Origin of the sequence: Selenomonas sp. oral taxon 126 (genome assembly GCF_001683335.1) — a bacterium.
Taxonomy (GTDB): Bacteria; Bacillota; Negativicutes; order Selenomonadales; family Selenomonadaceae; genus Centipeda.
Window position 1 is genome coordinate 2,221,534 of record NZ_CP016201.1, and the last position, 3,539, is coordinate 2,225,072.

Annotated in this window: 6 protein-coding genes; all 6 read left to right on the forward strand. The window is 52.5% G+C overall.

From position 1 onward, the window contains the following. Nucleotides 1-1,306, forward strand: a 1,306-nt coding sequence (locus AXF19_RS10170; protein ID WP_066848406.1) for a hypothetical protein, incomplete at its 5' end; no start/stop codon positions are given. Then, nucleotides 1,306-1,527 (forward strand): hypothetical protein, encoded by a 222-nt coding sequence (locus AXF19_RS15495; protein ID WP_084784814.1) that lies wholly within the window; start codon nt 1,306-1,308, stop codon nt 1,525-1,527. The genes AXF19_RS10170 and AXF19_RS15495, both read left to right, overlap by 1 nt. Nucleotides 1,528-1,531: 4 nt before the next feature. Continuing rightward, on the forward strand, nt 1,532-2,608 hold the full coding sequence (locus tag AXF19_RS10175; RefSeq protein ID WP_066850217.1) for a hypothetical protein: 1,077 nt from the start codon (nt 1,532-1,534) through the stop codon (nt 2,606-2,608). After that, complete coding sequence (locus AXF19_RS10180) at nt 2,608-3,000, forward strand: phage holin family protein (RefSeq protein ID WP_006306624.1); 393 nt, start codon at nt 2,608-2,610, stop codon at nt 2,998-3,000. Before AXF19_RS10175 ends, AXF19_RS10180 begins: the two co-directional genes overlap by 1 nt. 108 nt (nt 3,001-3,108) lie before the next feature. Beyond that, nucleotides 3,109-3,294, forward strand: a complete 186-nt coding sequence (locus AXF19_RS10185; protein WP_066848408.1) for an SHOCT domain-containing protein — start codon at nt 3,109-3,111, stop codon at nt 3,292-3,294. 34 nt (nt 3,295-3,328) lie between these two features. Next, on the forward strand, nt 3,329-3,539 hold a 211-nt coding region (locus tag AXF19_RS15500; protein WP_237141582.1), incomplete at its 3' end, for a recombinase family protein.

The following is a 3,539-nucleotide window of genomic DNA, read 5'->3' on the forward strand; positions in this document are numbered from 1 at the left end:
CAGTCTCTCGGATAACATTCAACTCGAAACCGTGAATCCTCTCCCCATCGGCTCAAACGTCCAAGGTCGGGTGATGGACTATGCCTTCCGTTTTCTCGTGGAGGAAACGAGTCAGCGCGGCATCGTGCAGTCCGTCAAGGGGACGTACAGTAAGGACACGCTCCTCTACACGCCCATCCATATCTACGTCGAGCGGGCAAAGGTGTCGCGCTATGCGGCCGAGATTGCCGCAGCACTCGGGCTTCGGCTTCATCGTCTGACCGATGATTTCACACCGTCGCAGAACTTTGAGGGGAGTGGAATGACCTACCATGATTTTATCTCCGCACTGTTCGGATGGACGGCAAAACTGCCGCAGCGTCAGATCAATGTCTTTATTCGTGGAGATACGCTCCACATCATTCAGCGCGGCATGGAGGAGTCTGTCATTGACATCACGCACTGGCCGCACGCACAGCCGACCGTAGAGCGGAAACTCCTGCGCTCCGTCTGGCACAGCGCGAACAACAATCATGAGAGCGGGGCGCACAACGAGGAGGATACCGCTCCCGTTCCCTTCACGGGAACGATTTCGTTCAAAGAGATCAGCCGCACTTACTCCAACGGCTTTCTCGTCCGTGAAACAAATGAGAACGGCTACAGTACCTATACCTACGATGGGGAGTATCTCGCGGAGAAGCGCACGCATAATGTGGACGGCTCGACCAGCCGCACGGATTACGCATACGCCTCCACAGGGCGTGACGTGTATCTTTTCAAGGAGTGGGAGCGTACCACAGAGGCGGTCAATGATGGGAAGAAGCATACGGAATATGACTGGGAGGATTGGAGCCGTGAGAAGGGAACGGAGCGCATCACCTACCATGCGCCGCTTGGCTACGGATGGTATGCGACCACGGTTTATGTCGATGGAGTGCTCGAAGGAAGCTCGTTGTCGCAGGGAAAGCCTGGCGGCAAGGCAAGTCAGTTCACCGTCGAGCAGTCGAATCTCAGCCTTGGTGCAAGTTACGCGAGCGATGATGAGCTTCCGTATTCCTCGCTCATCGACACCGAATTTCCCGTTGTGGGCTCGGAGTATTTACAGACGCTGACGAGAGCGATTGAATGGCTCAACCGCAAGACGCAAGAGACAGTTACGGTGGAGATTCGCGCACGGATTCGTAGCGGCGTTCCCGACATTGACCACATCGTCGATTTTACCAAGCGCATCCGCTTCGAGGGACACGAATACTTCCTTCAGTCCAATACGGTGGAACTCACGCCGCGCCTTCTGCGGCAGACGATCAAGATGGTGAGGTGGTTTTGATGCACGGCATTCTTGGACTAGCGGCAGCAATACGGGCAGGGATAAAGAATGCACAAGTGGGTGAATCACAGGCGCGGCGCGGCAGGATTCAGAATGGACGTGTTCATATCGGCGAGCAGTCGTATCCTTTCCGTGCGGCAGTGGATTGTAACACCAGTGACGGAAGTCTTGTGTGGGTACAGATTTCTAGGGGCGGTACCGCCGTTATCGTGGGAGCGTGAGACGATGCACAGGACGAGAGTGAGAGAGGTGCGAGGGAATAAGGTGCTTGCGGATGGGGTGTGGCTTACCTGCATTGGAAACCACTCCGTTTATCCGGGCGAATGGATCTGGACGGACGGTCGCTGCGTCTACGGACACGAATCCGAGGGTGGCAACAGCTACATTCCAACGAATGCCCTTTCCGGCATACCGCTCCTCCAAATAAAGTGGAAGGATCAAAAAAACCAGATGCTCCATTCGTACTATGCAAAAGGAAAGATTCATCCGCTCGGCTTTTCCAAAGAGGATATATGGATGGTCAACAGCAGTCGCCACTTCGCGTATGTCTCAGGCTATGGAATGCTCGATGCTGAAATGGATGAACGGGGAAATCTTTATACCCTCGAAGCTGTCAATGTTCTCGTGTTCCCGCTCATCGGGGCAGATCAGCGTGACAGTATTCTCTCTGTCAAACGCAACGGCGAGATCATCGCCGCATACGATCTTGTGCAGATGTTTGGTGCTCCCGCCGTATCCGGTCCTACTGACCTCTATAGCTGTCAAACAGAAGGCGGGCGGGTGGATAAAGAAGGGAACTTCAAAGTGATGATATGGCACTCCATATCAGAGCATGGGGAAAACGGAAGCCATGTCAGCACAGACCGTTATGTGTTCTTCGATGGCAGCAATCTTGAGCCTTGGATGGAGAAAACCAAAACAACGTCAAGAGACTCTGTTACAGGGGAATCCCATACTTCGGAAGGCAGATGGAGCGCACCGGATTACAGCATCCGCTATCCTCTCCATGATGGAATGTATATGCGCTTTCCTGCAAATCTGGATTATCTTATCTCCGGGAAAAGGTATATTTCAAAGATTTACAGTGCAAAGGACGAGCTGCTTATGGAACTGGAAACGAATCCGACTGCCCGTACAAGTCTCTGCCCTCTGGGACAGGGGAAATATCTTGTCAGCACAGGCTCGCCCTTATATTTATGGAAAGACGGTCAGTTTACGGAACTAATGCGTGGATGCTATAACTACCGTCTGCGCAGGATGAATCATCTCGGGAAATGGAAAAAGGCAGGAGGTTTTCGATGATGGATCAGATTTTGACAATACGTCTGTATGCGGCGGGCATCGGAATCGTCGTCGGGGAGTTCCTCGGCAGCTTCGACGATCTGCTCTATGCCCTCGTTGTGTTTGTGGCGACGGACTACATCACGGGAGTTCTCCGTGCGATTGTGGAAAAGAAACTGTCGAGTGCCATCGGCTTCAAGGGAATCTGCAAGAAGGTCTGCATCTTCACCCTCGTCGGCGTGGCGAATGTCCTCGATACCCACATTATCGGCAGCGGCTGTGTTTTGCGTTCCGCCGTGATCTTCTTCTACATCTCGAATGAAGGAATCTCGATCATCGAGAACGCAGCACGGATGGGGCTTCCCGTTCCACAGAAACTGCAGGATATGATGCACAGTCTCAGAGATAAATAACTGCTTTAACCTCAATGCCCGGCGAATCTTCGTCGGGTTATTTTTATGCCCCAAAAGGTGACCACAAGAGCCGTTTTTGTCCGCTGCTTCATGAAGGGAGATGTTGAAATGAGCAAGGAAGAAGGTCTTCGGGAAATGACGTATCAGATGGTGATGCGTACTTCATGGAAAATGCTGCAGAGCGGACTTTTGTCAGAGGATGAGTATCTTGCGTTTGAAGCGAAAATGCGCGAGAAATATCGCCCCGTCATAGGCGTACTATTTTCAGATATTGACTTGCTATCGTGCGGATAGTACGGGAATATGGGACTGGAAAGGAGGGAGCACCATGAAGATACGAAGAGTTCAACCAAGCCCTATATTGCAGAAAAAGCTGCGTGTGGCTGCCTATGCCCGCGTCTCTGTAGATACGCTTCACCACTCTCTTGCGGCGCAGGTCAGTTACTACAGCAATCTCATTCAGAAGAATCCCGCATGGGAATACGCAGGCGTGTATGCGGACGAAGGTATCACAGGCACAAGTACCACTCATCGACGGA

Coding starts and splice junctions, on each gene's coding strand:
- AXF19_RS15495 (WP_084784814.1), top strand. CDS start 1,306: ATGCACGGCATTCTTGGACTAGCGGCAGCAATACGGGCAGGGATAAAG.
- AXF19_RS10175 (WP_066850217.1), top strand. CDS start 1,532: ATGCACAGGACGAGAGTGAGAGAGGTGCGAGGGAATAAGGTGCTTGCG.
- AXF19_RS10180 (WP_006306624.1), top strand. CDS start 2,608: ATGGATCAGATTTTGACAATACGTCTGTATGCGGCGGGCATCGGAATC.
- AXF19_RS10185 (WP_066848408.1), top strand. CDS start 3,109: ATGAGCAAGGAAGAAGGTCTTCGGGAAATGACGTATCAGATGGTGATG.